Annotated in this window: 12 protein-coding genes and 3 pseudogenes; 6 read left to right on the plus strand and 9 right to left on the minus strand. The window is 71.9% G+C overall.

What is annotated here, in order from left to right:
* Positions 1–55 precede the first annotated feature (55 nt).
* From Pflav_RS24950 to Pflav_RS24970, 5 genes and pseudogenes are all read right to left on the minus strand, one after another.
* A complete protein-coding gene (locus Pflav_RS24950; RefSeq protein WP_173038667.1) occupies positions 56–661 on the minus strand; it encodes a hypothetical protein in 606 nt (201 codons plus the stop codon).
* Between the two features lie 82 nt (positions 662–743).
* Positions 744–1421 carry an endonuclease/exonuclease/phosphatase family protein gene (locus Pflav_RS24955; protein WP_173038669.1) on the minus strand — a complete coding sequence of 226 codons (678 nt, stop codon included), beginning with the start codon at positions 1419–1421 and terminating at the stop codon, positions 744–746.
* Between the two features lie 10 nt (positions 1422–1431).
* A complete protein-coding gene (locus tag Pflav_RS24960; RefSeq protein WP_173038671.1) occupies positions 1432–2379 on the minus strand; it encodes an ROK family glucokinase in 948 nt (315 codons plus the stop codon).
* 38 nt (positions 2380–2417) lie between these two features.
* Positions 2418–2789, minus strand: a pseudogene (locus Pflav_RS24965) (hypothetical protein); the annotation flags it as partial.
* On the minus strand, positions 2786–3235 hold the full coding sequence (locus Pflav_RS24970) for an SRPBCC family protein (protein ID WP_173038675.1): 450 nt from the start codon (positions 3233–3235) through the stop codon (positions 2786–2788). The gene Pflav_RS24970 and the pseudogene Pflav_RS24965, both read right to left, overlap by 4 nt.
* 93 nt (positions 3236–3328) lie before the next feature.
* Here Pflav_RS24970 and Pflav_RS24975 point away from each other — a divergent pair, with 93 nt between their 5' ends.
* The 6 genes and pseudogenes from Pflav_RS24975 to Pflav_RS25000 all read left to right on the plus strand — a co-directional run bounded on the left by Pflav_RS24975 (position 3329) and on the right by Pflav_RS25000 (position 12072).
* Positions 3329–5125: an AMP-dependent synthetase/ligase gene (locus Pflav_RS24975; RefSeq protein ID WP_173038677.1), complete on the plus strand. Its 1797-nt coding sequence runs from the start codon at positions 3329–3331 to the stop codon at positions 5123–5125.
* A gap of 85 nt (positions 5126–5210) precedes the next feature.
* Positions 5211–6851 (plus strand): annotated as a pseudogene (locus tag Pflav_RS24980) (sensor histidine kinase); the annotation flags it as partial.
* A gap of 10 nt (positions 6852–6861) precedes the next feature.
* Positions 6862–7533: a response regulator transcription factor gene (locus Pflav_RS24985; protein WP_173038679.1), complete on the plus strand. Its 672-nt coding sequence runs from the start codon at positions 6862–6864 to the stop codon at positions 7531–7533.
* 279 nt (positions 7534–7812) lie between these two features.
* Positions 7813–8619 (plus strand): SAM-dependent methyltransferase, encoded by an 807-nt coding sequence (locus tag Pflav_RS24990; RefSeq protein ID WP_173038680.1) that lies wholly within the window; start codon positions 7813–7815, stop codon positions 8617–8619.
* A 17-nt stretch (positions 8620–8636) separates the two neighbouring features.
* Positions 8637–10448, plus strand: coding sequence for a putative bifunctional diguanylate cyclase/phosphodiesterase (locus Pflav_RS24995; protein ID WP_173042621.1), 1812 nt, complete (start codon positions 8637–8639; stop codon positions 10446–10448).
* A gap of 97 nt (positions 10449–10545) precedes the next feature.
* Positions 10546–12072: a hypothetical protein gene (locus Pflav_RS25000; protein WP_173038682.1), complete on the plus strand. Its 1527-nt coding sequence runs from the start codon at positions 10546–10548 to the stop codon at positions 12070–12072.
* A gap of 55 nt (positions 12073–12127) precedes the next feature.
* Here the strand turns inward: Pflav_RS25000 and Pflav_RS25005 are convergent, their stop codons facing one another.
* From Pflav_RS25005 to Pflav_RS25020, 4 genes and pseudogenes are all read right to left on the minus strand, one after another.
* Complete coding sequence (locus tag Pflav_RS25005) at positions 12128–13246, minus strand: glycosyltransferase family 4 protein (protein WP_173038684.1); 1119 nt, start codon at positions 13244–13246, stop codon at positions 12128–12130.
* Positions 13243–14497 (minus strand): annotated as a pseudogene (locus tag Pflav_RS25010) (M48 family metallopeptidase). The gene Pflav_RS25005 and the pseudogene Pflav_RS25010 overlap by 4 nt, the downstream one beginning before the upstream one ends.
* Before the next feature lie 18 nt (positions 14498–14515).
* The gene (locus Pflav_RS25015) at positions 14516–14743 is read right to left on the minus strand and encodes a hypothetical protein (RefSeq protein ID WP_173038686.1); all 228 of its coding nucleotides are present in this window, start codon (positions 14741–14743) and stop codon (positions 14516–14518) included.
* 75 nt (positions 14744–14818) lie between these two features.
* Positions 14819–16150 carry an NYN domain-containing protein gene (locus Pflav_RS25020; protein ID WP_232071884.1) on the minus strand — a complete coding sequence of 444 codons (1332 nt, stop codon included), beginning with the start codon at positions 16148–16150 and terminating at the stop codon, positions 14819–14821.
* Between the last annotated feature and the right edge of the window lie 146 nt (positions 16151–16296).

The raw sequence follows: 16296 nt of genomic DNA on the forward strand, positions 1-16296 counted from the left end.
GCTGCGAAATCCTCTCGACTGTCCGCCCCCTTTGTCCACCCCCGGGGAGAGTGTTTCAGCGTTCGTGTGGGCGGAGGAGGGTGCGGAGGAGGATGACTGTCAGGGCCATGAGAGCGACGTACAGGGGCACGCCGGCCCCGAGTTGTTGTGCCATCGCGGCCAGCGGCGGGTAGTCGGCGGTCGGTGGCAAGGGGGCCGATGGGTCGCCCATGGCCTGGGTGACCTGGTCGGCCACCCACGTGCCGCGGCCGACGACCAGGTCGTGTGCCAGCGGGCCGGGTGTGGTCGCCAGCGCGAACGCCGTGCCCGCCACCGCGGCGTACAGCCACGGGATCAGGTGGTTGGAGGCGGGTGCGACCGACCGCGCGACCCACACCGCGAACGGCATGATGAGCGCCAGCGCCGGTGTGAGCGCCACGAACGCGAAGGACGAGTCGAGCAGCCAGTGCACGACCCAGCTGATCGCGGGGCCACCCTCGTCGAGGTAGATGGCGTGGAACCAGAACATCGCGATGCCGCCGGCGTAGCACATCGTGATCGCGGTCACGAGCAGCGCCAGGCGGGACGCCGGGTCGCGGTAGAAGGTGACGTATGCGCGCGGCGAGAGGGGCGGTCCGGAGGTGGGGGCTGGGGTCAGGACGGTACGGATCGAGGGTGACACGACACACTCCATAGATACATGTGAATGCTTCTATGGCGAGTGTCGTGGTGGGTAGCCATGAACACAGCTCCCCCCAAGGGATTCACGTGAGGTCGAGATGTGCCACCACGGGGAAGTGGTCGCTCGCGCGGAGCGCCTCGGGCGTGTCGACGACGTCGTACCCGAGCACCGTCACGCGCGGATCCACGAAAAGCGCGTCGATGCGTTCGCGCGGGTTTGCGCAGGAGAAGGTGGGCCGCTCCGCCCCGCCGGCAGCGGCAGCCGCGTCCGTCATCCCCTCCTGGAGGATGCGCCACGCCTCGCCGGAGGACGACTCGTTGAAGTCCGCGCCGAGCAGCACCGGGTGGTCCACTTTGGACAGCTCGGCCCGCAGCGCCTCGGCCTGTGCCGGGCGCTCGTCCGCGTGGGTCGACAGGTGCGAGCCGGCGACCACGAAGCGCACCGGGCCCACCGAGCACTCCGCGAACGCCGCGCCCCGCATGTGCCGCCCAGCCGTGTGCGGCAGGCGGATGGACCAGGCGTCGTGCACCCGTACCCGAAGGTTGGTCAGCACCACATTGCCCAGCGCGGGCAGCCCGCCCGCCGCGACAAGCATGTCGAACGACCGGGCCAGCGCGGCGGTCTTGCTCTGCCAGCGGAAGCGGCGCGGCCCCTCCTGCACGATGAGCACGTCCGGCGCGACGTCCTTGACCACCGCGGCGAGCGCGTCCCGGTCGTCCTTCTGGCCGTGCACGTTGTACGTCAACACCCGCAGATCCACGGGTACGACCCTAACGGCGGCGAGCGAGATCTCCCGCACCGACCACGCCGGCCGCGTTTCCCATCTCGGCGGCCTTGATCTCGGCCACCGGAACGCGGACGCGCTGCGCCAGAGAGTCCATAAAGGACCGTCGGGTGGGGCCGAGCAAAAGCTCGCCCGCCTCCACGACACCGCCACCCACGACGAGCATCTGCGGGTCGAGGATCTGCACCATGTCGGCGAGCGCGACGCCGAGCCAGTGGCCGATCTGCGCGAACGCCTGCCGCGACACCGGATCGCCCTCCATCGCCGCCGCCGTGACCATCGGCCCGGTGATCGCCTCGGCGTCGCCGTCGGCCAGGTCGAGGAGGGCGGCCGCGCTGCTCGGATCCTGGCGGGCGCCGGCACGGGCGAAGCGGACCAGCGCGTTGCCGCTCGCGTACTGCTCCAGGCAGCCGTGCCGCCCGCACCCGCACAGGTGGCCATCCGGCACGGCCAGCATGTGGCCCAACTCGGCCGCGACGCCGTGGGTACCGCGGACGAGCTCACCACCGAGCACGATCGCGCCGCCGACGCCGGTGCCGATCGTGTACATGACCATGGAGTCCTCGGCATGCCGCGCCGCGCCGAAGCGGAACTCCGCCCAGGCGGCCGCGTTGCCGTCGTTCTCGACGATGACCGGCAGGCCGGTGGCGGCCGTGACGTAGTCGCGGAGCGGCTCGTCGCGCCAGGCGATGTTGGGGGCGAAGAGCACGGTCGAGCGGGTGGCGTCGATCCAGCCGGCGGCGCCGATGCCGACCGCCTCGATCTCACGCCCCCGGGCCAGCTCCGCGACTGCCTCGATGATCACGTCGCGGGTCTTGGCCACGTCGTCGGCGGGGGTGTCACGGCGGGTCTGCGCCAGCACCGCACCGGCCTCGTCCACGACGCCGGCGGCCACCTTCGTGCCGCCGACGTCCACACCGATGGTCAGCGTCACGTGGATTTCCCCTCTAGGAAAAGAAAGCGCCCCTACTCCGGGCCTGGAGCATGACTGGCCCGTGTCGCCGCGCGCCACACGTCCTCCCCATCGTCCCGCGAACCGGAATCCGGCGTCGTGGGTTCGGGAGCGGAAGGAGGCGGCGTGGAGAGCGACCGCAGCAGGCTCGCCACCCCGGCCGCGAAGTCGCCGGCGCCGGTCGCCACCCGCTCGGCGAACTGCGGGGTGGGCTCGCGCATCGCGGCGATCACGCGGCACAGGGGGCACACGCAGCACTCGGCGGAACCTGTCGCGATCGGCCCATTCGCCGCGCCGACGCCGAAGAGGGCGCCCGACGACATCGTGGCCAGCACGGTGGCCACCAGCCGCTCGGCCTCCTCGCGGGCGGAGGCGGGATCGGTCGGGTTCATGCTGACTCCCCCTCGGCCCGGCGCTTGAGCTGCTTCAGGGCCGCGTCCATGATCATCTTCTCCGCCTTGCGGCGGAACATTCCCAGCATGCCCACCGACAACTCCACTTCCAAGGTGTAAGTGACGGTGGTCGTGCCATCACCGTTGTCGAGGATGTCGTACGACCCGCTCTGCACCTTTTGCATCTTTGACGGCGCGACAAGGTGCCACTCGATCCGGGAAATGTCCTCGGCGTACTCGTATACCAAGGTGTACTCGTCGGCGATCACACCGGCATCGAGCGTGAAGCGCACCTGGCTGGCGTAGCCGTCCTCGTACTCTTCGACGACCTCGACCCGCTTCATCGCGTCGGTCCACTCGGGGTAGCTGGCGAAGTCGCAGATCACGGCCGCGACCCGCTCGGGCGGCACGGCGACGACAATCGACTGGGTGGAGGAGTCCGCCATGCAGCGCAGGCTACCCCTTCGCCACGCGGGTCTTGGTGAGCGGAGTGGGCCTGCTCCCGGGTAGGTTGCGGATAGTTTTCCGTGAGGAGTGCCGTGCGCGAGTTCGCCGTACCGCCGGTGGTGACCATCGGCCCCGCCGCCAATCTGACCGACCCTGTCTGGGACAACGCCGAGGCCGCCCCGGACACGGTCCAGTTCTCCCGGCGTACGTCCGGCGGCGGGTGGACCGACGTCACCTGCGCGCAGTTCCGGGACGAGGTCGTGGCGCTGGCCCGCGGGCTTGTCGCGGCGGGGATCGAGCCGGGCGACCGGGTGGCCCTGATGAGCAAGACGCGCTACGAGTGGACCCTCATCGACTACGCGATCTGGTCGGTTGGCGGCGTGACCGTGCCGATCTACGAGACCTCCAGCGCCGAGCAGGTCGCCTGGATCCTCTCCGACTCCGGCGCCACCGCCTGCTTCGTGGAGACCAACACCCACGCGCTCGCCGTCGCCGGGGTCCGCGAGTTGGCGCCCGCCCTGGAGCAGGTGTGGCAGATCGAGACCGACGACCTGGAGGCGCTGACCGGGCGGGGCGCGAGCGTCGACCCGGTCGAGATCGACCGCCGCCGCGCCGCGGTGGGTGCTGACGACCTCGCCACCATCATCTACACCAGTGGCACCACGGGTCGCCCCAAGGGCTGCGTGCTCACCCACCGCAACATCTACGCCGACATCAAGAACGCCATCCCGGGGCTGCACCACCTCTTCCGGCAGGAGGCGTCCACCCTGCTCTTCCTGCCGCTGGCGCACTCGTTCGCCCGGCTGATCCAGGTCGGCGTGGTCACCGCGCGGGCCCGGATGGGGCACACCGCGGACACGAAGAACCTCGTGGCGGACCTTCAGGTGTTCCGGCCGACGTTCGTGCTCTCGGTGCCGCGGGTCTTCGAGAAGGTCTACAACACGGCCAAGCAGCGGGCGCACGGCGACGGCAAGGGCAAGATCTTCGACCGGGCCGAGGCGGTCGCGATCGCGTACAGCGAGGGGTTGGACAAGCCCGGCGGGCCGAGCGTCGGCGTCAAGCTCCAGCACGCGCTCTTCGACCGCCTTGTGTACAGCAAGCTCCGCGCCGCCCTCGGCGGGCAGTGCAACGACGCGATCTCCGGAGGGGCGCCGCTGGGCGCGCGGCTCGCGCACTTCTTCCGCGGCATCGGGGTCACGGTTTACGAGGGGTACGGGCTCACCGAGACCTCGCCAGCGGTCGCCGTCAACCTGGAGAACGCGATCCGCATCGGTACGGTCGGCCGCCCGCTGCCCGGCGTGACCGTCCGGATCGCCGACGACGGCGAAATCCTGATCAAGGGTGACATCGTCTTCGGGCGGTACTGGAACAACGAGGAGTCCACCGCCGAGGTGCTCGACGACGGGTGGTTCCGCAGCGGCGACCTGGGCGCGCTCGACGACGACGGGTACCTCTCGATCACCGGCCGCAAGAAGGAGCTGATCGTGACCGCGGCCGGCAAGAACGTCGCGCCCGCGGTGCTCGAAGACCGCCTCCGGGCGCACCCGCTGGTGAGCCAGACGGTCGTGGTCGGGGACCAGAAGCCGTTCATCGCCGCGCTGGTCACGATCGACGAGGAGGCCTGGCCGAAGTGGCTCGCCTCGGCGGGCTACCCGGAGACCGACACGATCGCCGACCACCGCGAGGACGAAAAGCTGCGCGCCGAGGTCCAGAAGGCGGTGGACGACGCCAACAAAGCGGTGTCGCACGCCGAGGCCATCAAGGTGTTCCGTATCCTGCCCCATGACTTCACCGAGGCCACCGGCGAGCTGACCCCGTCGCTGAAGGTCAAGCGCGGCGTGGTGCAGAAGACGTACGCCGACGAGATCGCCGCGATATACGGAGGCTGAGTTGCTCCCGTCACCGGTCGCGGCCCGACCGCGCACCCGCCCGCACGGGCCGCCCCGGCCACACCCGCTGGCCGTGGCCGCCCGGCTGGTCGTGCTCGCCCTTGTCGCGGTGCTCACGCTGATCACCACGCACGAGGTGGAGCAGCTGCGGTGGATCGGGCTGCTGGCGGTCGCGGGGATACCGGCCGTCCTGGCGCCACGGCACGTGCTGCTCGGGCCGCTCGGCCGCTTCGCCGAGGTGATCATCGTGGGGCTGGCGGCCGGCAAGGTCGCGGCCGAGGCGCAGATCCAGGGGACGCTCGGCTCCGGGCTGGGCGCCGAGGCGATGCTGCCGTACCTGGCGGTCCCGCTCACCGTGGCCACCCTGTACCGGCACACCCGCGAGGCGCTCGCGCTGCTCGGCGTCGCCGCGGCCACGCTGACCTTCGGCGGCGCGGTGACCGAGGTCAACGACGAGCGCCTGATCACCGACGGCGGCTACCTGCTGGCCTCGGCGCAGTGGCTGATCCTCGCCGCCGTGGGCATCACCGCGGCCGGCACGCTCCAACGCGTGCTTCAGGCGCGCGGGGAGAGCCGGCCGCCGCAGCCGTACGCCGAGGCCACCCGCCTGCTCACCCAGCTGCGCAGCGTCGCCCGCCAGCTGCCCGGCGCCACGCTCGACCCGGGCGGCATCGCCGAGCACCTGCTCGACGAGCTGCGCACGATCACCCGGGCCGACCGGGCGGCGGTGCTTACCGCGAGCGGCGGCGGCCGGCTTGTCGTGCTGGCCCAGACCGGCGTCGACCGGGTCGACTGGGAGACCACCCTCGACGCCGACTCCGCGATCGCCGACGCGTGGGCGAGCCAGCAGCCGCAGACCGCGCACCGGTCGCAGGCGCGGTCGCATCGCAAAGGTGACGTTTCGGCCCTAGTGGTACCTCTTGTGGCTGGCGTCCGTACTGTCGGATTAGTGACTCTCGAGGCGGATGTCACCAACGCGTACACCTCTTCGGTCGTAGATAGAGTGACGGCCGTGACGCGCCCCGCGGCGCTCCGGCTGGAGGCCGCGCTCCTCTTCGACGAGGTCCGTTCGCTCGCCACGAACGAGGAGCGCCAGCGCCTCGCGCGGGAGATCCACGACGGCGTGGCGCAGGAGTTGGTGATGGTCGGCTACGGCATCGACAACGCCCTCGCGCTCCTGCCGGACGAGGCCAAGGAGAGCGGCGAGGAGCTTCGCTCGCTCCGCGCTGAGGTCACTCGCGTCATCACTGAGCTGCGTCTCAGCCTCTTCGAGCTGCGCAGCGAGGTCGATCGGCACGGTGGCCTGGCGGCCGCGATCTCGGAGTACGCGCGGCAGGTCGGCGGCTCCGCCGGGCTCCGCGTGCACTACACACTCGACGAGTCCACGGCCCGGCTGCCGGCCGCCACCGAGGCCGAGCTCCTCCGCATCGCCCAGGAGGCGATCACCAACGCGCGCAAGCACGCGGGCGCGTCGAACCTCTGGGTCACATGTGCTGTCGATCCTCCGTACGCCCAAATCGAAGTGTCGGATGACGGTCAGGGCATCGCTGACCAGCGGCCGGACGGGAGGTACGGTCTTGCGATCATGGCCGAGAGGGCGGAACGTATCCGTGGCCGGCTAGAGATCAGGCCACGCCATCCAAGCGGTACAACTGTCGCTGTAGTGCTGGGAAGCTCGCCCCGGCGCGATAGCGTGCGCGATAGCGTAAATGCACCTGAAGGGGAGTTAGCCCAGCATGACCACCAGCCCCACGCCACCGACCACCCGTACCAAGGTCCTCCTCGTCGATGACCACGACCTGATCCGCAAGGGTCTTCGGCACGCGTTCGAGCGGGACCGCCAGTTCGAGGTCGTGGGTGAGGCGGCCACGGCTGCCGAGGGGGTCCGCCAGGCCGGCGCGCTACAGCCGGACGTCGTGATCATGGACCTGCGCCTGCCCGACGGGAGCGGCCTGGAGGCCACCCGCGCGCTGCGCAAGTCCTCCGCGACCATGGGCATCGTCGTCCTGACCATGTACGCGGGTGACGACCAGCTCTTCGGTGCCCTGGAGGCGGGCGCCAGCGCGTTCGTGCCGAAGACCGCCCCGGCCGACGAGGTGGTGGCGGCCGCCCGCCACGCGGCCTCCTCCCCCAGCGCGTTCACCGCGGCCGACCTGGCCGAGGCGATGAAGCGCCGGCTCGCCCCGTCCGGCCCGCAGCTGTCGCCCCGCGAGGGCCAGGTGCTCCGCCTGCTCGCCGACGGCATGAGCGTGGCCGGCATCGCCAAGCAGCTGTTCGTCAGCGAGTCGACAGCGAAGACCCACATCTCGAAGCTGTACGAGAAGCTCGGCGCCGCCAACCGCGCCCAGGCCCTGATGACCGCGCTGCGGCTGGGCCTGCTCGAGGCCCCGGACGCACCGAAGTTCTAGTCCAGCGCTAGCGCGTGGACCGGGCGGCCAGCGGCCGCCCGGTGAGCCGCCGTACCGCCAGGAAGGCCACGTCCGTGTAGACCCACCGGACGGCCCGGCCGCGCAGCTGGGTGCCCGCGTGCCCTCCTCGATCAACCTCACACCGACCCGTTCGGGCGTAGTCTGCCCGTACGGGCGGGGTATGACGGGCGCTCTGGAAGGCGGCACACTCTTACGGGCAGAATGGCGGCGACCACCCAAGCGGGCCTATTGCCCCCCGGACAGGACAGAGGGGACGGTATGCGACGTCCGGACTGGGCACCGGAGACGATCGACATCGATCGGCCCAGCGCAGCCCGCATGTACGACTACTTCCTCGGTGGGTCACACAACTTCGCGGTCGACCGCGAGGCCGCCCAGGCCATGCTCGCGGCGATACCCGAGACGCCGCTGATCGCCCAGGCCAATCGGGCGTTCCTGCGGCGGTCCGTGCACTTCCTGGTGGAGGCGGGCGTCCGGCAGTTCCTCGACATCGGCTCCGGCATCCCCACCGTGGGCAATGTGCACGAGATCGCCCAGGCGATAGCGCCCGAGTCCACGGTGGCGTACGTCGACATCGACCCGGTGGCGGTCGGGCACAGCCGCGAGATCCTCGCCGGCAACGACCTGGCGGTAGCGATCCAGGCGGACATCCGCGACCCGGACCGGATCCTCGACCACCCCGAGGTGCTCAAGCTGATCGACTTCGGGCAGCCGGTCGCCCTCATGATCGTGGCGGTGCTCCACTACGTCCGGGACGAGGACCGGCCCACGGAGATCGTCGCCCGCCTCCGGTCCGCCCTCGCGCCGGGCAGCTACCTGGCGCTTTCCCAGGCCTCCGGCGAGGGGCGCACCTCGGCCGAGTGGGACCAGGCGAACGCTGTCTACCAGCGCACCGACCGCCCGCTGCACAACCGGGGGCGTGACGAGATCGCCCACCTCTTCGACGGCTTCGCGCTCGTCGAGCCGGGCGTCGTGTGGGTGCCCGAGTGGCGGCCGGACAGCTCACACGCCTTCGAGGAGGCCGAGCGGGCCATCTACATCGGCGGCGTGGGTCGGCTCGGGTGATCCCCGACCCGGACGCGATGCCGTACCCGCTGGCCACGCCCGGGTACGAGACAACCGCGCCCGCGGTACCCGACGCCGGCGGCGGCCGGCACCCGCAGAGTCCTGGCCTCGCGATCTTCGCGCGGGCCTGGGCGAAGGCGGTGACCGGCACGAGCTACCTGCCGGTGACGCCGGCCCAGCTCGAGGAGTTCCTGGAAGGGCTGACGATCCGCCTTGTCGAGGCGCTCTACGCCGAGCCGTTCAGCCTCCGCCGCGGCTACCAGATCGGCGCCGCGCTCGTCGGCGCGCACATCGCCTCGGCGGAGGGCCTGGGCCGCACGATCGAGGTCATCGAGCTACACCTCCTGCGCGACCTCGGCCTCGCCGGCGACAACCTGCGCGACCGGATGGCGCGGCTGCTCGGCTGTGTCGCGATCGGGTACACCCGGGCGCTGCGCGACCGCACGCTCGACGAGCAGGAGTCGATCCGCCGCGCCGCCATGGTCGCCCGCGAGCACGCCGAGCAGGCGCTGCGCGAGAGCGAGGCACGCTTTCGCCACCAGGCCACCCACGACCCGCTCACCGACCTGCCCAACCGCGCCCTCTTCACCGAGCGGCTCGAGGCGGTCTTCGACCGCGACGGCGCTTCGGGCCGCCGCCTCGGCGTCTGCTTCGTAGACCTCGACGGCTTCAAGATGGTCAACGACACGCTCGGCCACCACGCGGGCGACCTGCTGCTGACGTCGGTGGCCGCCAAGCTGCGCCGTGGCGTCGGGGAGCACCTGGTGGCCCGGATGGGCGGCGACGAGTTCGTCATCCTGGTCGAGGACACCACCTGTACCGACGACGTGCTCAAGGTGGCCGACGCCGCGCTGGCCGCGATCAGCGAGCCGTCCATCGTGGACGGACAGGAGCTGCACGTCTCGGCCAGCATCGGCATCGTCGAGCGCCCGGTCGCCGGTACCACGCCGAGCGAGGTGATGCGGGCCGCCGACATCACGCTGCACTGGGCCAAGAGCTCCGGCAAGAGCCGGTGGGAGCTGTTCGACCCCGAGCGCAACGAGCGCGAGGTAACCCGGTACGCGCTGTCGTCGGCGATGCCCGCCGCGCTCGAACGGGGCGAGTTCTGCCTCGACTACCAGCCACTCGTCTCCCTCTGCGACGGCCGCCTGTTGGGCGTTGAGGCGCTCGTGCGGTGGCGCCACCCGAAGCTGGGAGTGCTGGGACCGGACAAGTTCATCGGGCTGGCCGAGGAGACCGGGCTCATCGTGCGGCTGGGCAGCTGGGTGCTCGCCGAGGCGTGCCGGCAGGCCCGCCACTGGATCGACCTGAGCCCGAAGGCGCCGTTCGTGAGCGTCAACCTCGCGGTCCGGCAGGTGCGCGGCCCCGGGCTGGTCAATGAGGTCACCAGCCTGCTGCGGGAGCACGACCTCCCGCCCGGCCGGCTTCAGCTGGAGATCACCGAGAGCGCGATGATGAACGGCGCGGACGAGTCCGTCGACATCCTCCGCTCGCTGGCCGACCTCGGTGTCCGGATCGCGATCGACGACTTCGGCACCGGCTACTCCAACCTGTCGTACCTGCGTACGCTGCCGGTCTGCGAGCTGAAGGTGGCTGGGTCCTTTGTGGAGGGACTGCGGGCACCCGCGGCCGAGCCGGCCAGCCTGACCGACGAGCGCATCCTCGCGACGCTCGTGTCATTGGCGCACACGCTCAATCTCACGGTGACGGCCGAGGGCGTGGAGACGGCGGCACAGGCGGACCGGCTGCGCGCCATCGGCTGTGACGCCGCGCAGGGCTGGCACTTCGGGTCGCCGATGCCGCCGACCCATGTAGACGCTCTGTTGTAGTTCCGACAGTGCCGTCACACGGGCCGTCACACGCCCGGCCCGCAGATTCGATGGCATGTCTCAACACGCTAGACGCACGATATCGACGCTGGTAGCCGTGGCAGCGGCTTCGGCTGCGATGCTCGGCACGCCGGCCTCGGCCGCGCCGAGCCCGCCACAGGTGCCGGCCGCCGTCCTCGCGCCGCCGCAGGTTACGGGTACCTCGGTGCAGCTCTCCTGGACCGACCAGTCACCCGACGAGGACGAGTTCTGGGTGTTCCGCCGGAACGCGGCCGGTGGGCCGTTCACCTTCGTCACGTCGGTGACCTCCACGAGCAAGGCCGGGACCGGCTCGGTTTACGCCGCGGCGGACACGATCCCGGCCGGGAGCCGGCAGTGCTACGCGATCACGACGAGTATCGTGTTCGGCCGCACCGGTGACGAGTTCTCCAACGAGCAGTGCACGAGTGCGCTGCCCCGGCTGCCCGTACCGCCGGCCGGACCGGGCGGCTTTCACACGGTCGACCTGCCAGGCCCGCTACCGCAGCAGGGCGCCATCCACGGGACCGACCCGGCGGGGGTGGTCGGCCGGGACGGTCGGGCGATCTTCGCGACCCACGCTCACGGAAGCAGCGACAAGCGGCACCTGCGGGTGTCGTACTGCCGCGACGAAGCCTGCGCCGAGGTGACCACGACCCCGTTCGACACGCTCGGGGAGACCGGGTACGAGCCGGCGATCGCCATCGGCAGCGACGGCCTGCCGGTCATCGCCTACGCCAGCCACCGGGCCAGCTTCGGCGGCACCACCACCGCGTACGACCTCAAGGTGGCCAGGTGCTCGACCGTGACCTGCACCAGCGGCGGCACGCGGTTCGTCGACCGCCCGTCCAACGTGCAGGGTGGCATCGCGATCGCCATCGGCCCGGACGGCTTCCCGCTGATCTCCTACCTGGATGGGCCGTCCCTCGGGCAGCCGGCCAAGGTCAAGGTGCGCCACTGCCTGGACCACGCGTGCGCGAACTCGCGGGAGTCCGTGGTGGACGCCGTCGACGCGGACGAGCGGAGCGGCACGGCGATCACCATGCTGCCGACCGGCCAGGCCCTGGTGGCGTACACCGACGGCGCGCCGTACGGCGATCTGAAGGTGGCCCTCTGCCGGGACGGCGACTGCGCCGTATCGACCAAGGTAACTGTGGACGCCTCGGGGACGGCCGGTAGCGAGCCGTCGATCACCGTCGGCCGTGACGGTCTCGCGATCATCACGCACGAGCGCAACGACCCGGACCGCAAGGTTGTCGTCTCGCACTGCGTGAACGTGCTGTGCACCGCGACGACCAACAGCGTGCTCGACACCACCGGCACGGTCGGCGGCACACCGTCGATCACGATCGGCGCGGACGGCTTCCCGGTCGTCGCGTACGCCCACGGGACGGGTCCGTCGCTGCGGGTGGCCCGGTGCGAGAACCTCGCCTGCACGGCCGCGACGAGGTCGACCGTCGAGACGAGCCCCTCGCTCGGGTCGCTGCGCCCGAGCGTCGTGGTCGCACCTGACGGCCGGCCGATGGTCGGCTACTGGCGCGAGTCCGAGGCCGCGCTGCGCGTGGTGGACTGCGGCAACGTCCTGTGCCGTCCGCCGTTCAGCTGACCGATCCGAAAACCGCAAGCCGGCCGCGCGGGCCTCAGCCCGCGCGGCCGGTCCGCTATTCGTGTTCGTGCAGCAGGTCGACCATGCGGGCGGCCTGGGTGTCCCAGCGCCACTCGCGCTCGACCCACGCCCGGCCCGCCGCGCCCATCTGGCCGGCGAGGTCGCGGTCGGACAGCAGGGTCGCGACGCGGTCGGCGATGGCGTCCAGGTCGCGGCCGCCGACCACGTATCCAGTCTCGCCCTCACGGACCGCGTCCGGCGCGCCACCCGAGTCGCCGGCCACCACCGGCAGGCCGGACGCGGACGCCTCCAGATAGACGATGCCCAGGCCCTCCACGTCCAGGCCGCGCTTGCGGGTGCGGCAGGGCATCGCGAACACGTCGCCGGCCGCGTAGTGGGCGGGAAGCTCCCCGGCCGGTACCGAACCGGTGAAGACGACGCCCTCCATGCCGGCGGCGAGCCCTTCCAGTGTGGACCGGTACGGACCGCCACCGACCACGAGCAGCGCCGCGTCGGGCACCCGGCGGCGGATCGCGGGCAGGGCACGGATCAGGGCATCCTGGCCCTTGCGGGCGACAAGGCGGGACACGCACACGACGACAGGGCGGTCGCCGAGGCCGTGGCGGCGCCGGATCTGGGTGCCGTCGACCTCCGGGTGGTACGCGTCCACGTCGACGCCGGGCGCCAGCCGCCGCAGGTCGGTCAGGCCGTGCAGCGCCTTGTCGAGCCGCACGCGGGTGTACTCGCCCAGGTAGGTCACCACGTCGACGCCCCGCGCGATGCGCCGCAGCAGGCCACGCGGGCCGGGCAGCGCGGCCCAGCCGATCTCGTGACCATGGGTCTGCGCGACCGCGCGCGAGATGCCGGTGCGCCGCCACAGCCCCGGCGCGAGCAGGCCAAGCGGCGCCGCGGCGCCGAACCAGACGGTGTCACAGCCAAACGCCCGCGCGATCTCCGCCGAGCGCCGGGCCGCGCGGCGGGTGGGCAGCAGCATCGAGGTCGCCTCGCGGACCACCTCGAACGGCTGCTCGGCGTCGAACTTCGCGGCGCCCTCCCAGGTCGAGGCGTACACGACGAGCGAGCCGGGCGGCTGCCGGACGGCCAGGCCGTGCACGAACGACTGGATGCCGCCGGGGCGGGGCGGGAAATCGTTGGTGACCAGGAGCGTGGTCATCGCTCGCCGCGCGCATATGCCCGCGCCGCCGCCATCCGCTCCACTGTGGACGGGTGGGAGGCGGAGTACAGGTACTCCCAGCGGGGCGGGTCGGGGTCACCGAGGTTTACCGTGGAGAGCCGGCGCTGCATCGACTCGAACGTGCCCGGGTCGCCGGTCAGCTCCAGCGCGTGCGCGTCGGCCCGGGCCTCGACCCGGCGGGAGACGAGACTCTGCGCCGGCGCGGCGACGATGCCCGCGAGGCTCACCACCGCGAGCATCAGCGCGAGCGCACGGGGCTCGCCTATCGAGTCGACGCCGGCCGTGCGCAGCAGCCACCCCAGCCGCCGAGCAGGTAGAGCGCCACGACCGCGGCGGCGGCACCGAGCGCGCCGAGCAGGCTACCGGTGAAGACGTCCCGGTCCTTGGCGTGCCCCAGCTCGTGCGCCACAACGCTCGTCACCTCCTCCGGCGGCGCCTCGCGCAGCAGCGTGTCGTAGACGACGATCCGGCGGGTGGGGCCGAGGCCCGACACGTACGCGTTGACCGCTCGGGTGCGGCGCGAGGCGTCGGCCACCAGCACGTCCTTGACCGGGACACCGTCGCGCTGGGCCAGGCTCATCAGCTCGGTGCGCAGCGGCCCTTGCTCCATGGGGGTGAACTTGTTGAAGACCGGCTCCACGAGTACCGGAAGGATGAACGAGAGCAGCACGACGAGCGCGGCCGCCCCCGCGGCGCCGAACGCCCACCACCAGCGCGGCGCCAGCCGCGTGATCGTGTAGAAGCCGAGCAGGGCGATCGCGGCGATGATCGCGCTCACCGCGTACGACTTCAGGACGTCGACGGCCCAGCCGGCCCAGGTCTGGGTGGAGAGGCCGTAGCGAACCACGATCGTGTGACGCCAGGCGGCGAGCGGGAGCGTGATGATCTCGGCGACGAGGACTACCGCGAGGCCGCCGAGCACCGCGCGCGCCACCCAGTTGTCACCGAATGGGCGCCCCACCAGCTCGACAAGGCGGCTGCCCAGCGGTGTGAGCCCCAGCGCGAGCGTGACCGCGAGCCCGAGCAGCATCGCCCCATATGACCCCGGGCGCAGTGCCGAGTGAAACTCGCGACCCTTTCGCACCTGCTCCTGCGGCAGGTCGCGGAGGGCGTCGAGCTGATCGGCGCGGGGGCGGGCGGGCGGTGCCACGGCACCAACAGCACGGCCGCGACCAGCAGCGCCACGACGAGCCCGCCGAGCGCGACGGCCGCCCAGAGCCTAGGGGTCATGCGAGCCGATAGTAGTGGTTAAGCCACGTGGCGCCGCCGGCGTCCGCCGGGCATGAGGCGCAGCCGGGGGCGGGCCGGCTCGGAGATGACCTCGACGTCGAAGCCGGCGCGGGCGAAGGTCTCGATCGCGCGGCGCTCGTCGCCGGTGAGGTCGGCGCGCTCAGCGGGAGTGTCGAGCAGGGCGCTCAACATGCACCCGCCGCACGCGGCTCCCCGAACCGCGCAGGTGTCGCAGTCGATGAGCATGGGTCCCCTCCTCAGGGTGGGCCGTCTGGCACCGTCCGTGACATCGACGCTATGCGAGGGGTACGACAAAACTGATTACACGCGGGACAGGCGGCGTAGGAGGGCGTCGGCACCCAGCGGATACGCACCGTGGCGGCGCACCCCGTCGGCCACCTCGCGGTCGGAGGAGACCACGACGACGGGCCGGCCCGAGGGCTCGGCGCGGACCAGGCGGCGGATCAGCTCGTCGGCCGTCTCGCCCTTGCGAGAGAAGAGCACCCGTACGTTGCGCGGCGCGGGCGGCAGCCCATGCACCCGCTCGGCGCCGTCGAAAACGACCGTCACCTCGTCGCCGGTCTGTGCCGCGATGCCGCCGAGGCCGGTGATCAGGCGTTTGCGCTGCTGCTCCAGCGACATCTCACCGAAGCCGCGCTTTGTCACGTTGTAACCGTCGACCACCAGATGGGCCCGAGGCAGGGCGAGCAGCTGGTCGAGACGGGCGGGGTCGTCGGCGTCCAGCGCGCGGGTGCTGGAGACCTCGCCGGGCCGGTCCGCGAACGTGTCGGCCACGAAGTCGGCCGGTCGCCGCTCGGCCGGGTCCAGCGCCAGCTCGCGGCGCAGCCCCACCGCGGCCTGGCCGATCGTCTCCAGCAGCAGCCACAGCCGCGCGTCGTCGACGGCACGCGCCTCCTTGGCGGTGGCCCGCGCGTTGCCGGCGATGGCTTCGGCCTCGGCGAGCTTCGCGCGTACCCGCCGGAGTTCGGCGTCGTGGTCGGCGGTGGTCCGCGTAGCGCGGCCCCGCTCGGTGGCCAGCATCTCGGTGGCCTTGCGCTCGCGCGCCTGCGTCTCGCGTAGCGCGCGGGTGGTCTGCCGCGCCTCCTCGCGGATCTGGCCCAGCTCCTCGCGGACGCGGGCCAGCTCGTCGCGGAGCTTCTCGGCCTCGACCTTCGCGACCGCGCGGTCGTGCTCGGCACGGGTGGCGCGATGCTCGGCGTCGCGGAGCAGCTCGGCGACGGCCGCGCTGTCGGCCTCGGCACGGACCGCCTCGCCAGCGGCGGAGACCAGGTCACGCCAGTTGTAGGGGCGGGCCAGGTAGGAGAGCGCGGCCACCTCGACCGGGTCGGCGGCGGCCGGGCAGACCCCCTCGAGCACGGCGGCGCCCAGCTCGCCGGCCTCGTCGAGCACCCGGCTCGTGATCCGCTGGCGGAAGAGCGGGTCGCCGGCCAGCTGCGTGGCGATCATGGGGCCGCCGTGGCGGGCGCGGCGGTTGGGCGCGAACTTCGCCACCCGGCGCAGCGCTACCGGCACCTCGTCGTTCGGGAGGGTGGGCAGGGCCGCCGCGGTCAGCGCGATCACCCGCTGGCGGACCGGCTCGGGCAGCACCGGCTCCGGCTCCGGCACTTCTACAACCGGGTCACTAGTGGGCATATCACCCGAAACGGGCTCCGACCCCCCATGAGCCGCGCCACCTGCGGGGCGGTCGTCGGGCGGAACCGGTACGGACATCCCACAAGTGTCCCACCACCAGCGCCATCCCCGCCCGGTCACGCAGGCGATCTTTTCCGGGTACCACT

This window comes from Phytohabitans flavus (genome assembly GCF_011764545.1).
Taxonomy (GTDB): Bacteria; Actinomycetota; Actinomycetes; order Mycobacteriales; family Micromonosporaceae; genus Phytohabitans; species Phytohabitans flavus.

What these genes read in the sequence shown, in the direction of transcription:
- Pflav_RS24990 (WP_173038680.1), top strand. Translation starts at nt 7,813, where the DNA reads ATGCGACGTCCGGACTGGGCACCGGAGACGATCGACATCGATCGGCCC.
- Pflav_RS24985 (WP_173038679.1), top strand. Translation starts at nt 6,862, where the DNA reads ATGACCACCAGCCCCACGCCACCGACCACCCGTACCAAGGTCCTCCTC.
- Pflav_RS24970 (WP_173038675.1), bottom strand. Translation starts at nt 3,235, where the DNA reads ATGGCGGACTCCTCCACCCAGTCGATTGTCGTCGCCGTGCCGCCCGAG.
- Pflav_RS25015 (WP_173038686.1), bottom strand. Translation starts at nt 14,743, where the DNA reads ATGCTCATCGACTGCGACACCTGCGCGGTTCGGGGAGCCGCGTGCGGC.
- Pflav_RS25005 (WP_173038684.1), bottom strand. Translation starts at nt 13,246, where the DNA reads ATGACCACGCTCCTGGTCACCAACGATTTCCCGCCCCGCCCCGGCGGC.
- Pflav_RS25020 (WP_232071884.1), bottom strand. Translation starts at nt 16,150, where the DNA reads ATGCCCACTAGTGACCCGGTTGTAGAAGTGCCGGAGCCGGAGCCGGTG.
- Pflav_RS24995 (WP_173042621.1), top strand. Translation starts at nt 8,637, where the DNA reads ATGCCGTACCCGCTGGCCACGCCCGGGTACGAGACAACCGCGCCCGCG.